The sequence below is a fragment of the Streptoalloteichus tenebrarius genome (assembly GCF_024171885.1).
Taxonomy (GTDB): Bacteria; Actinomycetota; Actinomycetes; order Mycobacteriales; family Pseudonocardiaceae; genus Streptoalloteichus; species Streptoalloteichus tenebrarius.
Window position 1 is genome coordinate 224517 of the sequence record NZ_JAMTCP010000001.1, and the last position, 14746, is coordinate 239262.

General features: G+C 74.0%; 12 protein-coding genes and 2 pseudogenes. 10 read left to right on the top strand and 4 right to left on the bottom strand.

Going from position 1 to position 14746, the window contains the following annotated elements; genetic code table 11:
* Positions 1-193: 193 nt before the first annotated feature.
* The 3 genes from LX15_RS00860 to LX15_RS00870 all read right to left on the bottom strand — a co-directional run bounded on the left by LX15_RS00860 (position 194) and on the right by LX15_RS00870 (position 3120).
* Positions 194-646 carry a hypothetical protein gene (locus LX15_RS00860; protein WP_253667489.1) on the bottom strand — a complete coding sequence of 151 codons (453 nt, stop codon included), beginning with the start codon at positions 644-646 and terminating at the stop codon, positions 194-196.
* 273 nt (positions 647-919) lie between these two features.
* Positions 920-1810: a phosphotransferase enzyme family protein gene (locus LX15_RS00865; protein WP_253667490.1), complete on the bottom strand. Its 891-nt coding sequence runs from the start codon at positions 1808-1810 to the stop codon at positions 920-922.
* On the bottom strand, positions 1807-3120 hold the full coding sequence (locus LX15_RS00870) for an NsdA family TPR-like regulatory protein (protein ID WP_253667491.1): 1314 nt from the start codon (positions 3118-3120) through the stop codon (positions 1807-1809). The genes LX15_RS00865 and LX15_RS00870 overlap by 4 nt, the downstream gene beginning before the upstream one ends.
* A gap of 196 nt (positions 3121-3316) precedes the next feature.
* Between LX15_RS00870 and LX15_RS00875 the strand changes: the two genes are divergently transcribed.
* Positions 3317-3853, top strand: a complete 537-nt coding sequence (locus LX15_RS00875) for a hypothetical protein (RefSeq protein WP_253667492.1) — start codon at positions 3317-3319, stop codon at positions 3851-3853.
* 263 nt (positions 3854-4116) lie between these two features.
* Here LX15_RS00875 and LX15_RS32920 read toward each other — a convergent pair whose 3' ends face one another.
* Positions 4117-5757, bottom strand: a complete 1641-nt coding sequence (locus LX15_RS32920) for an IclR family transcriptional regulator domain-containing protein (RefSeq protein ID WP_308213386.1) — start codon at positions 5755-5757, stop codon at positions 4117-4119.
* A gap of 199 nt (positions 5758-5956) precedes the next feature.
* Between LX15_RS32920 and LX15_RS00890 the strand changes: the two genes are divergently transcribed.
* From LX15_RS00890 to LX15_RS00930, 9 genes and pseudogenes are all read left to right on the top strand, one after another.
* Positions 5957-6712 (top strand): CoA transferase subunit A, encoded by a 756-nt coding sequence (locus tag LX15_RS00890; protein ID WP_253667493.1) that lies wholly within the window; start codon positions 5957-5959, stop codon positions 6710-6712.
* Positions 6712-7395 (top strand): CoA transferase subunit B, encoded by a 684-nt coding sequence (locus tag LX15_RS00895; RefSeq protein WP_253667494.1) that lies wholly within the window; start codon positions 6712-6714, stop codon positions 7393-7395. The genes LX15_RS00890 and LX15_RS00895 overlap by 1 nt, the downstream gene beginning before the upstream one ends.
* Positions 7395-8585 (top strand): thiolase family protein, encoded by a 1191-nt coding sequence (locus LX15_RS00900; RefSeq protein ID WP_253667495.1) that lies wholly within the window; start codon positions 7395-7397, stop codon positions 8583-8585. The genes LX15_RS00895 and LX15_RS00900 overlap by 1 nt, the downstream gene beginning before the upstream one ends.
* A 33-nt stretch (positions 8586-8618) precedes the next feature.
* Positions 8619-9425, top strand: coding sequence for a protocatechuate 3,4-dioxygenase subunit beta (pcaH, locus tag LX15_RS00905; RefSeq protein WP_253667496.1), 807 nt, complete (start codon positions 8619-8621; stop codon positions 9423-9425).
* Positions 9422-10018 (top strand): protocatechuate 3,4-dioxygenase subunit alpha, encoded by a 597-nt coding sequence (gene pcaG / locus LX15_RS00910; RefSeq protein WP_253667497.1) that lies wholly within the window; start codon positions 9422-9424, stop codon positions 10016-10018. Before pcaH ends, pcaG begins: the two co-directional genes overlap by 4 nt.
* Positions 10005-11462: a 3-carboxy-cis,cis-muconate cycloisomerase gene (pcaB, locus tag LX15_RS00915; RefSeq protein ID WP_253667498.1), complete on the top strand. Its 1458-nt coding sequence runs from the start codon at positions 10005-10007 to the stop codon at positions 11460-11462. Before pcaG ends, pcaB begins: the two co-directional genes overlap by 14 nt.
* A pseudogene (locus LX15_RS00920) lies at positions 11459-12205 on the top strand (alpha/beta fold hydrolase); the annotation flags it as partial. The gene pcaB and the pseudogene LX15_RS00920, both read left to right, overlap by 4 nt.
* A 534-nt stretch (positions 12206-12739) precedes the next feature.
* Positions 12740-13111 (top strand): annotated as a pseudogene (gene pcaC, locus LX15_RS00925) (4-carboxymuconolactone decarboxylase); the annotation flags it as partial.
* A 29-nt stretch (positions 13112-13140) separates the two neighbouring features.
* Positions 13141-14328: a 4-hydroxybenzoate 3-monooxygenase gene (locus LX15_RS00930; protein WP_253667499.1), complete on the top strand. Its 1188-nt coding sequence runs from the start codon at positions 13141-13143 to the stop codon at positions 14326-14328.
* Positions 14329-14746 lie beyond the last annotated feature (418 nt).

Consider the following 14746-nt stretch of genomic DNA (forward strand, 5'->3'; position numbering starts at 1 on the left):
GCGGCATGCCCAGGTGGTGGCGGTGGATGTCCGCTGGAGGGTGGCATTGACCTGAACCAGTTTGTCCTTGACACCGCTGTAGCTGACTCGAAGGACTCGACTTCTCCGAGCCAGCCTTCCCTTCCTGGCCTCGATGACGCGAGCCACCCGATTGCCTCGCATCTCTTCCAACCTGGTGCGTGGCGCGGGATCCTCATCGTGTTCGACGTGCCCGAAAGTAGGCGTTCGCGGCGGGAACGAACATCAGGAGCACGGCGGTGAGGACGGCCGCGACATGGAGGGCGCGGATCGCCCCGAACGCGAGGTCGCGTGGTCCGGCGTCCGCGAGGAACGCGCCGAGGGAACTTCCCTTAGCGAGCGCGGTGAGCGGGGGAACGACCATCGAGGCCGTGCCCAGCACACCGAGGCCGAGTGTCAGGGCTGTCCGCGCCCAACCCCGTCCCCTGAGCATGTGGACCGCGACGACCAACGCGGCGACGAAGACGGGCACCCGGATCGCGAGGCCCACGGCGACCTGACCCGCGGATCCCGGGTCGCCGGAAAGCAGACCGCCGACGGCCAGCGCTGTCTCCAGCACGCCGGCGACCACCGCCGTGATCCACAGTGCGAACGCGCCTCGCACCGGGGCCGGTGGTCGCTGGGCCACGCCGGGAGACGGAACGGAACGCGAGGACAGGACGGACTGCGTGGTGGGCACTGCGGTCTCGATTCTGATCGGGAGGAAACAGGCTTCCGCGGGGGAGAGCTTTCCGACTCGGCCCGTCTCCCCCCGGCCGGTCACCCGGCGGATCCTTCCTGAGGTTGTCCCCACCACTCGGGGCAGGATCGCCACCGGGTGGACCGGGCGACGCGCGAGCGTGGTGCCGCCGCTGGAAGGACAGCCGGCGCCGGCCCCACGCCAGCGGGCAGCGGGAAGCGGTCAGGAGACCGAGTGCCAGCCGCTCCACGGGCGCGGTCCCCGCTCGCCCCGGATGCAGGCCAGCCGGAGGGCGGCCTGCGGGTGGAGTTCCGGGCGTTCGGCGGCGGCCTGCGCGGCGGTGCAGGTCATGCGGAACTCCCGGATGTCCCGGAGCAGGGTGTATCCCTCCCACGTCGTCACGTCGTACCCGTAGATGGCGACGAACTCCTCGTACTCCTTCCTGGCCCCGGGGGCGGCCACGGAGTAGAGGTTGAGGGCGCTGTAGATCAGGTCCCACTCGGGAGGGCCGACGGCGACGCGTTCGAAGTCCAGCAACAGGACCTGACCTCGATGGGTCACGGCGATGTTGCCGATCCACGCGTCGCCGTGCACCACGCCGACCGGCCGGGTGGCCGGAAGGGACGTGTAGCGGCGGCGCAGGCTGCGCAGGTGCGCCCGCATCCACGCGCGGTCGTCCTCGGTGAGGGTGTGCGCGCCGTCGATGCGCTGGTCCAGACGCACGAAGGGGTCCAGCGCGGGCAGGGAGAGGCCGGAGGGGACGGGCAGGTCGTGGAAACGGCGCAGCGCGGCCGCCAGGTCGCGTCGCTGTCCGCGTCGGTGCGGCGGGAGTTCGTGCCAGAAGGTGACGGCGCGGTCGGCGACGAGGACGGGCTGCTCGATCTCCAGGGCGCGCACGGCGGGCACGCCGTGGCCGTGCAGCCAGTGGGAGACCGCGACCTCCTTGGCGGCGGCCGCCTGCTGTCCGGGGCGCGCGACCCGCGCGACGACGCGGCCGGGCAGTCGGTAGAGCGCGTTCTCGGCGACCCGGATCAGCTTGGCCTCGGCGCCGGGGAGGCCGACGCGGGCGCATGCGGCGCGGACGACGGTGGCGGTGTCGACGGTGGTGGTCACGGGGTGACCGCCTCGGCCACGGCGTCGCGGAGCGCGGCGACCTCGGGGATCGCCCGGTGTCGCTCGGCGGCCTGCCCCAGGGTCAGCAGGACCGTGGTGATGCGGTGCGAGCGGATGGTGGTGGCGCTGGTCAGTCCCTGCTCGCCCAGCAGCACGGCCTCCCTGGGGTCGCCGACCGCGAGGGTGAGGCGGGCGAGCCGGAGCTGGCAGAAGGCCCTGGCCCTGGCGTACTCGGGGCCGTGGTGGAGGATCGCCTCGCGCAGCCGGGCGGCGGCCTCGTCGGCCCGGTGGCCGTGGCGGGCGAGGTCGGCCAGGGCGTGGCCGGTCTCGCCGGCGTGTTCGGCCGCGTCGTAGTAGGCGGCCCACGGGGGGTCGTCGGCCGGGTTGGACTGGCCGATGTACTCGTCGGCCTCGCCCACGGCGCGGATCGTGTCCTGGACGCGCCCGAGTAACGCCAGGGCGCGGGAGCGGACCGCGGTGAGCATGGCGCGTTCGGTGTGGGTGAGCCGGTCGGCCCGCACCATCGCGTACTCGATCCAGGTCAGTCCGCTGTCCGGATCACCCCGCCAGAACGAGGTCCGGGCGAGGGAGCACAGGACCTTGGCGCGCAGGTGCCAGTCGCCGCCGAGTTCGGCGTAGTGGGCGGCGGCCCGGAACAGGCGCTCGGCCTCCTCGTAGGAGCCGGCGTCGAAGGCGAAGAAGGCGGCGGCGTGGACCAGGCCGCCGACGGCGGAGTACAGCTCCTCCCGGAGGGGCTCCGGGCAGCGGGCCTTGAGGAGTTCGTTGGCGTAACGCAGGTGTTCGGCGATGGTGCTCCGGAGCAGTCCCGACCCGTGCGTGGCGTCCCACGCCCGGTACATCCGCTCCACGCTCCTGATCTCGGTGATCTCCCGGCGTCCGACGGCGCCGGGGGTGGGTAACGACGCGACCGGGCGGATCAGCTCGCCCAGCGCCGGCGGGTGCGCGGAGGGGCCGCTCGGGATCGGCACCGCCGCGGGGGGCGCCGGCGGTGGGGGAGGGGCGCTGCGGTGGCGTGGCTGGAAGCCGAGTTCCTGGTCGGTGGCGACGTCGAGCACGGCGCGGAGTCCCGCGCGGTAGTCGTCCTGCGGGCACCGGATCTCGCCGCGTTCCAGCTTGGCGACGTAGTGGGCGTCCAGCGCCGCCACGCGGCGGTTGCGGTTCTCGTAGATCCACGCGTTGACCGCCTCGGCCAACTCGGCGCGGGACAGCGGATGTCCCGGGTACCGCTGGGACTCACGCCGTTCGCGGGCGCGTCGCAGGTGGTCGTTGGGGGTGCGCGTCGGTCGCATCAGGCCTCCTCCCGGACTCCCCCAGTCTGGCACTGTCCGTCACCACGGAAACACATCCCGCTATCGGGTGAATACCCTCCCAAGATCCTCCCGTAATCCTCCCCACCGTCGCTTCCGCACTCCGGTGTCCCTGACCGCGCCGGGAAGGGGAACCCTGACCGCACGCGGTGATGTCGAGCGAGTCAGGGAGAGCGCGATGACCAGTGACAGCCCCGGTTCCGGCGAGGCGACGCCCGTCCGTCCGCCCGTGTCCGTCCAGGAGGGACGGTCCGACGTTGAGCCTTCCGTTGACGTGAAGGCGTTTCACGTCGTGGGCGAGACCCCGGACGGGGTGCTGTTGGAGTGGGCGTCGGCGAGCCCGGTCGCCGTCGCCAGGGCTGCCGCGACCTGGCGGGCGCGCTACGGGCTGAGCGCCGTCCGGTGGGGTGTCCGGGGCGACGTGGGCGCTGGCGAGCCCGTCACGGTCCTGGTGCGCTACCTGCCCGGCGTGGTGGGGGAGACCCGACGCGTGGTCCACATGGTCCGGCTCGCGCCGGGCGAGTTCATGTCGCACCACCCGAGGGCCTGTTGCGGCACGGTGTTGCGCCTGACCCTGTCCGAGATCTGCGAGCTGGGCGAGGGAGTCCCCTGCGAGCGCTGCCTCGCCGCCACGCTGCGCCGCGAGGTGAGCCCCGGCCGTCCCGCCCCGGTGACCCCGATCCGCCAGGAACTGGCCTCACCGGCCGCGCCCTGAGCCGCCGACGACCGCGCGCGGAAGAACCGACGAGGAGAAGGGAGGGTCGCCACTGATCGGTGTGACCTGACGGAACAGCGATTGATCACAAGTCCCTTGTGGACGCGAGTCCCTGTTTCCCTGACATGTCGGGCCGCGGCTCGTCCTGGCGTCCCCCTCCGTCGCCAGGACGAGCCCGTGGACAACACCCGGCCGATCTGGCGGGCGCCCCGCATGTCCGTCCTTTGTGGACAGAACTGCCCGGCTCCGCCCTCGGGGTGTCGTCAGGGCAGGGGGAGGAACCCCCGTTCCCCGACCTCGGCGAGGTCGACGGCGATGCGGTCGGCGGTCGCGCGCAGCGCCGGCAGCACCCGCTCCCGGAGATCGGCGCTGGTCCTGCGGCTGACCGGGGTGGCGACGTTGACCGCCGCGACCACCCGGCCGGCGCGGTCGCGCAGCGGCACCGCGATCGAGCGCAACCCTTCGTCCAACTCCTGTTCCACCAGGGCGAATCCATCCCGGCGCGCGTTGTCGACGGCGACGGCCAACGCCTCGCGCGTGGTCCGCGTGTGCGGGGTGAAGGGGCGCGGTTCGTGGCGGGACAGGCGCTCCGCCAGCTCCTCGTCCGGGAGGCCGGCCAGCAGGACGCGGCCCATGGCGGTGGCGTAGGCGGGGAACCGCGTGCCCACCCGGATGTCGACGCTCATGATCCGGACCGTGGCCACGCGCGCGACGTAGCGGATGTCCTCGCCGTCGAGCACCGCCACCGACGCGGAGTCGTGCACCTGCTCGACGAGGTCGGCGAGGTGGGGCTGGACGATCTCCTCGAAGGTGAGCCGCGAGAGCTTGGCGTAGCCCAGCTCCAGCACCCGGGGCTGGAGCGCGAAGCGTCGCTGGTCGCGGGCCGGGGCCACGTAGCCGCGCTGCTGGAGGGAGAGCAGCGCCCGGCGCGCGGTGGCGCGCGGCAGGCCGGTCGCGTCCGCCACCTCCGACAACGTGCGGCCGCCAGGGGCGCGCAGCGCGGTGAGCACGGCCAACCCCCTGGCCAGGGACTGGAGGAACTCGGGGCCCAGCTCGTCCTTGTGCGCGCGCAGCCCGCCCGCCACGGGCCGTCCCGCGGGCTTCTCGGCGGCGGGCCGGGCGAGGTCGGCGGCCATGGCGGGCACGCTGGCCCGCAGCCGGGGCAGGGCGTGCTCGACAAGACCCCGCGCGGTGTGCCGGCTGGTGTCGCTGACGACGTTCACCGTGCACGCCGTGGTCCCGTCCGCGCCCGGCACCGGGACGGACACGGCGATGAGGCCGGGTTCGAGGTACTGGTCGTCCACGGCGAAGCCGGTCTCGCCCGCCTCGGCCACCCTCCGCCGGAAGTCCGCGACCCGGTCGGCGGGCAGCTCGCGCAGCCGGGCGCTCTCGTCCCACCTCCGCCAGTCCTCCTCGTCCCACGAGGTCGCGAACAGCGGCCCGGGGGAGCAGCGGTCGGCGGGGAGCGGGAGGCCGATCCGGAAGGAGAGCCGCACCGCGCGGGGACGCGTCCGCTGCGTGAGCAGCCGCACCACCTCGTGGTCGGGGACGGCGACCGACACCGACTCGTCCAGGTCCTCGGCCAGGCGGGCGAGGTGCGGCCCCAGCGCCGACGGGATGCCGCTGGCGGCCAGGTAGGCGTTGCCGATCTCCAGCAGGCGCGGGGCGAGCAGCACCTCGCGCCCCTCGACGCGGACGTGGCCGAGGCGGGCCAGGGTCGAGACGATCCGGTCGACCGTGGCGCGGGCCAGGCCGGTCGCGCGGGCGAGGTCGCCCGGCCGCAGCCGGGGCTCCTGGCTGGTGGCGAGCGTGCGCAGCACGGTCAGTCCGCGATCGAGCGGGCCCACGAGTTCGTCGCCGGACGGGGTGTCCGGGACGGGGGCGGCGGTGGCCGGGCGCGGCATGCGTCCTCCAGTCGGTGTCGGGTGTGGACGGACGCTACCGGCGCGGGCCGGGCGCCCGCCGGCTCTCCGACCACACCCCGCGGGAGGCGTTGACAGCGCCGCGTCCGGCGGACCAGACTCAGCGCCAGTCGATTTTGAACGATAGTTCACTGGGCGAACACAGGGAACATCTCGGGCGGACGATCGGAGCGCGTGCGCGATGGACAAGGTGGTGGCCACCGCGGCCGAGGCCGTGGCGGGCGTGCGGGACGGCGCGTCCTTCGCCGTCGGCGGCTTCGGGCTCAGCGGGGTGCCCTCGGTGCTGATCAGCGCCCTGTACGACACGGGAGTGCGCGGCATCAGCGTGGTGTCCAACAACTGCGGCGTGGACGGCGCGGGCCTCGGCGTCCTGCTGGCCGCCGGCCGCATCGCCAGGGTCACCGCCTCCTACATCGGCGAGAACAAGGAGTTCGCCCGCCAGTACCTCGGCGGCGAGCTGGAGGTTGAGCTGGTCCCGCAGGGCACGCTCGCCGAACGGCTGCGCGCCGGCGGCTGCGGCATCCCCGCGTTCTTCACCCCCGCCGGCGTGGGCACCGCCGTGGCCGAGGGCGGCCTGCCCTGGCGCTACGCGCCCGACGGGACCGTGGCCGTGGCCTCCCCGCGCAAGGAGGTGCGCGAGTTCGACGGCGTCGAGCACGTCATGGAACGCGGGATCAGGACCGACTTCGCGCTGGTCCGCGCCGCGCGCGGCGACCGGCACGGCAACCTGGTGTTCAACAGGGCCGCGCGCAACTTCAACCCGCTCGCCGCCATGGCGGGCCGGGTGACCGTGGCCGAGGTGGAGGAACTGGTCGAGCCGGGTGAGCTGGACCCCGACGCGATCCACCTGCCCGGTGTCTTCGTCCAGCGCGTGCTGCCCCTCACCCCCGAGCAGGCGGCCGACAAGCAGGTGGAGAAGAGGACGGTGCGCGGCTGATGGGCTGGAGCAGGGAACAGATCGCCGCGCGCGCGGCCGCCGAGCTGACCGACGGCTCCTACGTCAACCTCGGCATCGGGCTGCCGACCCTGGTGTCCAACCACCTGCCGGCCGGCGTGCACGTCGTGTTGCAGTCCGAGAACGGCATCCTCGGCGTCGGCCCCTACCCGCGCGAGGACGAGGTCGACCCCGACCTGATCAACGCGGGCAAGGAGACGGTGACCGTCCTGCCCGGCGCGGCCTTCTTCGACTCCGCCCTGTCCTTCGGCATGATCCGGGGCGGCCACGTCGACACCGCGATCCTCGGGGCCATGCAGGTCTCCGCGCGCGGCGACCTGGCGAACTGGATGGTCCCGGGCAAGCTGGTCAAGGGCATGGGCGGGGCCATGGACCTCGTCCACGGCGTCCGCCGGCTGATCGTCGTCATGGAGCACACCGCCAAGGACGGGACCTCGAAGATCGTCGAGGAGTGCACGCTGCCGCTCACCGGCCGGCGCTGCGTCCACCGGGTGATCACCAACCTCGGCGTCCTCGACGTCACCGACGACGGTCTGGTCCTGGTGGAGACCGCCGAGGGCGTGTCGCCGGAGGAGATCGTCGCCCGCACCGCCGCCCCGGTCCGGATCCCGCCCGACCTACGCGCCGGCGCGGCCTCCCCAGCCCACGAGTCCAGGGAGATGTGATGATCGAGCGCCCCCGCGACGTCTACGTCGTCGACGCCGTCCGCACGCCGATCGGCCGTTACGGTGGGGTGCTCGCCGGGGTCCGCCCCGACGACCTCGCCGCGGGCGTGCTGCGCGCGCTGCTCGACCGCTCTCCCGACCTGGACCCCGCCCGCGTCGGTGACGTCATCCTCGGCAACGCCAACGGCGCCGGCGAGGAGAACCGCAACGTCGCGCGCATGGCCGCGCTGCTGGCCGGCCTCCCGGTCACCGTCCCCGGCGCCACCGTCAACCGGCTGTGCGGATCGGGCATGGAGGCCGTCATCCAGGCCGCCCGCGCCGTCGCGCTGGGCGACGCCTCGATCGTGATCGCCGGCGGCGTCGAGTCGATGAGCCGCGCGCCGTGGGTGCTGCCCAAGCCCGAGCGCGCCTTCCCCGCCGGCGACCAGCGGCTGGTCTCCACCACGCTGGGCTGGCGGCTGGTCAACCCGCGCATGCCCGCGGAGTGGACCGTCGCGCTGGGCGAGGGCGCCGAGCTGATCGCCGACAAGTACGGCATCACGCGCGAGGCGCAGGACGAGTTCGCCCTCGCCAGCCACCAGCGCGCCGCCAGGGCGTGGCGGGAGGGCGACTACGACGCGGAGGTCGTGGCCGTCGACGGCGTCGAGGCCAGCCGCGACGAGAGCATCCGCCACGACACCTCGCTGGCCGCGCTGGCCCGGCTCAAGACCGTGTTCCGCCCCGACGGCACCGTCACCGCCGGCAACTCCTCGCCGCTCAACGACGGCGCCGCCGCGCTGATCCTGGCCGACGAGGCCGGGCTCCGCGCGATCGGCCGCGAGCCGTTGGCCCGCGTGGTGACCAGCGCGGTGACCGGCATCGAACCGCAGTACTTCGGCCTCGGCCCCGTCGAGGCCACCCAGCGCGCCCTCGCCAGGGCCGGCCGCTCCTTCGGCGACCTCGACGTCGTCGAACTCAACGAGGCGTTCGCCGCCCAGGCCCTGGGCTGCCTGGCCGCCCTGCCCGAACTGGACCCCGCGATCGTCAACCCCAGGGGCGGCGCGGTGGCGCTGGGCCACCCGCTCGGCGCCTCCGGCGCCCGCATCGCCGGCGCGGTCGCCCACCAGCTCGCGCGGGCCGGGAGCGGCACCGGCCTGGCCACGTTGTGCATCGGCGTGGGCCAGGGGCTCGCGCTGCTCCTCGAACGCTGACCCAGCCCCGTCACCCCACAGGAGCTCCCACCCATGAGCACCCCACCCACCCCGCCGCCGGGGGCCGCCCCGTCGCTGGCCAGCCAGCGGGAGATCGACCGCGAGATCGCCGCGCTCCGACAGTCCTATGTGGACCTGCGGGCCGGGGGAGCGCCCGAGCGGCTCCACCCCGACCGCGACTACCTCCCCTACCGCAGCAGCGCCCTGCGCCACCCCAAGCAGCCGCTGGTCGCGATCGAGGACCCCGAGGTCATGGAGCTGACCGGCCCGGTCTTCGGCGTCACCGACGTCACCGCGCTGGACAACGACCTCACGCGGCAGCACGCCGGGGAGCCGCTGGGGGAGCGCCTGACGGTCACCGGGCGGGTCCTGGACCGCGACGGCCGGCCGGTGCGCGGCCAGCTCGTGGAGATCTGGCAGGCCAACGCCGCCGGCCGCTACGCCCACCAGCGCGACGACCACCCCGCGCCGCTCGACCCGAACTTCACCGGCGTCGGCCGCTGCCTCACCGACGACGAGGGCCGCTACCAGTTCACCACGATCAAGCCCGGCCCCTACCCGTGGCGCAACCACCGCAACGCCTGGCGGCCCGCGCACATCCACTTCTCGCTGTTCGGCACGGCCTTCACCCAGCGCCTGGTCACCCAGATGTACTTCCCGGGCGACCCGCTGTTCCCGTACGACCCGATCCTCCAGTCGGTGACCGACGACGCCGCCCGCCAGCGACTGGTGGCCACCTACGACCACGACCTGTCCGTGCCCGAGTGGTCCCTGGGCTACCGCTGGGACATCGTCCTCGACGGCCCCGCCGCCACGTGGATGGAGGAAGGACGCCTGTGAGCACGCTGCCCCCCACCCCGTCCCAGACGGTCGGACCGTTCTACGGCTACGCGCTGCCGTTCCCCGGCGGCGGCGACATCGCGCCCGCCGGCCACCCCGACACGATCACCATCCGGGGCGTGGTCCTCGACGGGGCCGGCCAGCCCATCCCCGACGCCCTGCTGGAGATCTGGCAGGCCGGACCCGACGGCGACCTCACCGGCCGTCCCGGCTCGATGCGGCGCGACCCGGTCACCGGCGGCCACCTCGGCCGCAACGGCGTGGACTTCACCGGCTTCGGCCGGGTGCCCACCGACGCCGACGGCGGATGGGTGGTCCGCACCCTCCCGCCGGGGCCGCACCGTCCCGGCGCCACCCCGTACCTGTCGGTGTGCGTCTTCGCCCGAGGGCTGCTGCACCACCTGTTCACCCGGATCTACCTGCCCGAGCACGCCGACGCGCTGGCCGCCGACCCGGTGCTCGGCGCGCTGCCGCCCGAGCGCCGCGCGACCCTGCTCGCCACGCGGGAACATGACCGGACGTACCGGTTCGACATCCGTCTCCAGGGCGGGGACGGGCCGCACGAGGAGACGGTGTTCCTTGCCTTCCCCTGACCCCACCGACCCGGCGCCAGCGCTGCCGCCGGGCGCCGACCTCGGCCTGCTCTCCCCGGTGCGGGCCGGGTCGGCGGTGGAGGCCGCCACCGGCGACGTCGCCTTCCTCCAGGCGATGCTGGACGCCGAGCTGGCGCTGACCCGCGCGCAGGCCCGGCTGGGGCTCGTCCCGGGCTCGGCCGTGCCCGCCGTCGCGGCGGCCGCCCGCGCCGACGCCTACGACCTGCCGGGGCTGGCCCTGCGCGCCCGCTCCGGCGGAAACCCGGTCATCCCGCTGGTCGCCGATCTCACGGCAGCGGTGCGGGAACGGGACCCGGCCGCCGCCGGCGCCGTCCACCTCGGCGCGACCAGCCAGGACATCCTCGACACGGCGGCCATGCTCGTGGCCCGCCGGGCCCTGGACCTGGTGCTGGCCGACCTCGACCACGTGGTCGACGACCTCACCCGGCTCGCCGCCGCGCACCGGGACACCCCGTTGCCGGGCCGGACCCTCACCCAGCACGCCGTTCCCACCACCTTCGGCCTCAAGGCCGCCGGCTGGCGTTCGTTGGCCCTCGACGCGCGGCGCCGCCTCGCCGCCGCGCGTGACGCGCTGCCCGCCCAGCTCGGCGGCGCCGGCGGCACCCTCGCCGCGTTCCACGAACTGGCACCCGGGAAACTGGCACCTGGGGACCCGGCCGGGACCGACCCCGGCCTGCGGCTCCTCGCCGCCTACGCCGAAGAGACCGGCCTGGCCGAGCCGGTCCTGCCCTGGCACACCCTGCGCACGCCCGTCGCCGACCTCGGCGCGGCCCTCGCCCACACCGCCGGCGCGCTCGGCAAGATCGCCGCCGACGTGCTCGTGCTCTCCCGCACCGAGATCGGCGAGATCGCCGAGGGCAGCGGCGGCGGCTCGTCGGCCATGCCACACAAGAGCAACCCCGTGCGCGCCACCCTGCTGGCCGCCACCGCGCGCCAGGTCCCCGCGCTGGCGGCCGTGCTGTTCGGCTCGCTGGCCGCCGAGGACGAACGCCCCGCCGGCGCCTGGCACGCCGAGTGGCAGACCCTGCGGGAGGCCCTGCGACTCACCGGGGGCGCCGCCCGCGACGCCGCCGAGCTGGTGGCCGGGCTCGTCGTCCGACCCGAACCCATGCGCGCGCACCTGGACCGCACCCAGGGACTGATCGTCTCCGAACGCGTCCGCCTCGCCCTGACCCCGCTCCTCGGCGCGGCCGCCGCGAAGAAGCTGGTCACCGACGCGGCCCTCCGTGCCGCCACCGAGGGGACCAGCCTCGCCTCCGTCCTGGCGTCCGCGCCCGAACTGGCCGACCTGCCCCCGGACCGCCTCGCCGAGTTCACCGACCCCGCCGCGTACCTCGGCTCGGCCGGCGCCCTCGTCGACCGCGCCCTCGCCGCCGACCGAGCGGACGCGCCGCACCCCACCGCCCGCCAGGAGAACCCGTGACCACGCCGCTCCACCACCGTCTCGACGGGCAGCCGGACGGGACGCCCCTGATCCTCGGACCCTCCCTCGGCACCTCCCTCGCCGTGTGGGACCCCCACGTCGCCGCGCTCGCCGAACACCACGCCGTGCTGCGTTACGACCTCCCCGGCCACGGCGGCTCACCCGCCTCCGCGCTGCCGCACCCCGAGCCCGGGCACACCACCGTCGCCGACCTCGCCCGCCTGGTCCTCGACCTCGCCGACCAGCAGGGCTGGGAGCGCTTCCACTACGCCGGCATCTCCCTCGGCGGCGCGATCGGCGCGTACCTGGCGGTCCACCACCCCGACCGGGTCGTGCACCTGGCCCTGATCTGCTCCTCCGCCCACTTCGGCGACCCCGCCGCCTGGCACGAGCGCGCCGCGCTCGTGCGGCAACAGGGCACCGCGCCCCTCGTGCCCACCGCCCCCGGCCGCTGGTTCTCCGACCTCGCCACCGCCGAGAGCCCGCGGGGCGCCGCCCTGCTCGCCGACCTGGCCGCCACCGACCCGGCCGGCTACGCCGCCTGCTGCGACGCGTTGGCCACCTACGACCTGCGCGGCGACCTCCACCGCATCACCGGCCGCACCCTGGTCGTCGCCGGCCAGCAGGACTCCGCCACCCCACCCGCGCACGCCCGCGAGTTGGCCTCGGGCATTCCGGGCGCGCGGCTCATCGAATTGACCAGCGCCGGCCACCTCGCGGGCATCGAACGCCCCGCCGCCGTGACCGCGGCCCTCCTCACCCACTTCGACCCCGCCGGTCCCGGCGTGGTCTCCGATGGTCCTGGCGTCGGTGTTCGCAGTTCTGGTGTCGGTGCCCAGGGTTCGGGCGCGGTGTCCGAGGGTTCCGGTGTCGATGGCCGGGGTGCCGGCGTGGTGCCCGAGGGTTCCGGTGTCGGCGTCGGTGGTTCTGGCGTCGGTGCCCGGGGTGCCGGCGTGGTGTCCGACAGCTCTGGTGTCGATGTCCGGGGTTCGGGTGTGGTGTCCGAGGGCTCTGGTGTCGGCGTCGGTGGTTCTGGTGTCGATGTCCAGGGTTCGGATGTCGTCTCCGGGAACTCTCGTGTCGATGTTCGTGGTTCCGGTGTCGATGTCCGGGGTTCGGGTGTGGTGTCCGAGGATTCCGGTGTCGATGTCGGTGGTTCTGGCGTCGATGTCCGAGGTGCCGGCGTGGTGTCCGACGGCTCTGGTGTCGATGTTCGTGGTTCCGGTGTCGATGTCCCGGGTTCCGATGTCGTCTCCCTCGGTTCCGACGTCGAACGGTTCGCGGCGGGGATGCGGGTGCGGCGTGCCGTCCTCGGCGACGCCCACGTCGACGCCGCCCAGGCCAGGACCACCCCGTTCACCGCGGACTTCCAGGACCTCATCACCCGCTACGCGTGGGGCGAGATCTGGACCCGGCCCGGACTGGACCGGCGGACCAGGAGCTGCGTCACCCTCACCGCCCTGGTCGCTCGCGGTCACCACGACGAACTGGCGATGCACGTCAGGGCCGCGCTGACCAACGGCCTCACCCGCGACGAGATCAAGGAAGTGCTGCTCCAGACCGCGATCTACTGCGGGGTGCCCGCGGCCAACTCCGCGTTCGCCGTCGCCCAGCGGGTGCTCGCCGATCTGGACGCCAAGGCCGACTGAGTTCCACCGCCTCCCAAGGAGAATTGAGCATGTCGCGTCCTCGCAGGACCCGCGTGGGCATCATCGGCGCCGGCCCCGCTGGTCTGCTCCTCGGCCACCTGTTGCACCGCCAGGGCATCGACACCGTCGTGCTGGAGGCGCGCACCCGCGACTACGTCGAGCGACGCCAGCGCGCCGGCATCCTGGAGCAGGGGACCATCGACGTCCTGCGCGAGTGCGGAGCCGGGGCCCGCATGGACCAGGAGGGCCTGCGCCACGACGGGATCGAGCTGCGGTTCGACCGGCAGGGGCACCGCATCGACTTCCCCTCGCTCACCGGCGGCCGCTCCGTGATGGTCTACGCCCAGACCGAGGTCGTGAAGGACCTCATCGCCCTGCGGCTGGAGGCCGGAGCCCCGCTCCTGTTCGAGGCCGAGGCGTTGGCCGTGGAGGACTTCCACAGCACCGCCCCGCGCGTCCGCTACCGGCACGAGGACGCCGAGCACGTCCTGGAGTGCGACGTCGTCGTGGCCTGCGACGGGTTCCACGGCATCGGCCGCCGGTCGCTGCCCGCCGACGCCCTCCGCGTCTTCGAACGCGAGTACCCCTTCTCCTGGCTGGGCATCCTCGCCGACGTCCCGCCCTCCTGCGACGAGCTGATCTACGCCCACCACGAGCGCGGGTTCGCCCTGCACAGCATGCGCTCGCCCAAGGTCAGCCGCCTCTACCTCCAGGTCGACCGCGACGAGACCGTCGACGCCTGGTCCGACGACCGGATCTGGGACGAGCTGGCCACGCGCTTCGCCGTCGACGACGACTGGGCGCTGCGCTGGGGGCCGATCACCGACAAGGGCATCACGCCCATGCGCAGCTTCGTCGCCGAGCCGCTGCGTCACGGCCGGCTCTTCCTCGCCGGCGACGCCGCCCACATCGTCCCCCCGACCGGGGCCAAGGGCCTCAACCTCGCCGTCGCCGACGTCACCGTGCTCGCCTCGGCGCTGGTCGACTGGTTCGCGCACGGCAACGAGACCGCCCTCGACTCCTACTCCGACACCGCCCTTCGTCGGGTCTGGCGCGCCGAGCACTTCTCCTACCTCATGACCACCATGCTTCACCGCGACCCTCGCGAGGACGCCTTCGGTCACCGCCTCCAGCTCTCGCAGCTCCGGTACACCGTCTCCTCCACGGCCGCCGCCACCTCGCTGGCCGAGAACTACGTCGGCCTACCCCTGATCTGACAGACCACCTGTCCGGTGTGGGCGGCTCAGCCCCCAGGGCCGCCCACACCACCCCCTTCCTCAGCCCTGCCGGCACACCTCACCTTGCCCCACCTCCCGCCGGTCTCTCTCGGCTTGCGCTCGGACTCGCCACTTGTGCCGGTCTCACGTCGTAGGTTCGGCCAGCCCCTGGCCCACCCCCATACGTGGGGATCACTTGACCTCGCCTCGCTTGTGGTGAGGGCAAGCTGGGCACCCCCGCGTGCGCGGGGAGGACCTCAACACCAGGGTGATGCCCGCTGACCTGGCCGACACACCCCCGCGTGCGCGGGGAGGACCGCTGGCGAGCGATCTCGCGTCGATCGCCCAGCGACACACCCCCGCGTGCGCGGGGAGGACCGGCCGTTGAGTGTCGCCGACCAGATCCAGGTGGACACAC

What these genes read in the sequence shown, in the direction of transcription:
- LX15_RS00875 (WP_253667492.1), top strand. Translation starts at nt 3,317, where the DNA reads ATGACCAGTGACAGCCCCGGTTCCGGCGAGGCGACGCCCGTCCGTCCG.
- LX15_RS00870 (WP_253667491.1), bottom strand. Translation starts at nt 3,120, where the DNA reads ATGCGACCGACGCGCACCCCCAACGACCACCTGCGACGCGCCCGCGAA.
- LX15_RS32920 (WP_308213386.1), bottom strand. Translation starts at nt 5,757, where the DNA reads ATGCCGCGCCCGGCCACCGCCGCCCCCGTCCCGGACACCCCGTCCGGC.
- LX15_RS00900 (WP_253667495.1), top strand. Translation starts at nt 7,395, where the DNA reads ATGATCGAGCGCCCCCGCGACGTCTACGTCGTCGACGCCGTCCGCACG.
- LX15_RS00895 (WP_253667494.1), top strand. Translation starts at nt 6,712, where the DNA reads ATGGGCTGGAGCAGGGAACAGATCGCCGCGCGCGCGGCCGCCGAGCTG.
- LX15_RS00930 (WP_253667499.1), top strand. Translation starts at nt 13,141, where the DNA reads ATGTCGCGTCCTCGCAGGACCCGCGTGGGCATCATCGGCGCCGGCCCC.
- pcaH (WP_253667496.1), top strand. Translation starts at nt 8,619, where the DNA reads ATGAGCACCCCACCCACCCCGCCGCCGGGGGCCGCCCCGTCGCTGGCC.
- LX15_RS00890 (WP_253667493.1), top strand. Translation starts at nt 5,957, where the DNA reads ATGGACAAGGTGGTGGCCACCGCGGCCGAGGCCGTGGCGGGCGTGCGG.